The organism is Apilactobacillus kunkeei, from assembly GCF_005930975.1.
GTDB classification, from domain to species: domain Bacteria; phylum Bacillota; class Bacilli; order Lactobacillales; family Lactobacillaceae; genus Apilactobacillus; species Apilactobacillus kunkeei_E.
This window is the reverse complement of record NZ_VBSE01000014.1, coordinates 1-271: the sequence shown is the minus strand read 5'-3', so window position 1 is coordinate 271 and position 271 is coordinate 1. Positions and strand designations below refer to the sequence as shown.

Sequence of the window (271 nt, the reverse complement as noted above, 5' to 3'; positions counted from 1 at the left end):
TTATTATTCGCCTTTTACAGGATCTAATGGTGTAGCAGTAGAAGGTGGCGGAAATCAAGAAAACCTTGAAATTAACAACTTTATCCTCGAACCAAATGCTAACTATTTCGGTACTGTTGCAAGATCAGTTGGTGCTACTATCATTAACGCAAACGGGAACGTTACCTTAGGACAAGGTTCTAAGATGACTTTAATTCCACGAGGCCAAAATAATGGTAATAGTACTTTTGATGGTGGAGACTGGGGTATCTATTTCTCCGGTGGAGGTCAA

The 271-nt window shown here is 39.9% G+C and carries 1 protein-coding gene; it reads left to right on the top strand.

Annotated elements, in window-relative coordinates:
* Positions 1–271, top strand: a 271-nt coding sequence (locus FD688_RS07320) for a hypothetical protein (protein ID WP_225426069.1), incomplete at both ends; no start/stop codon positions are given.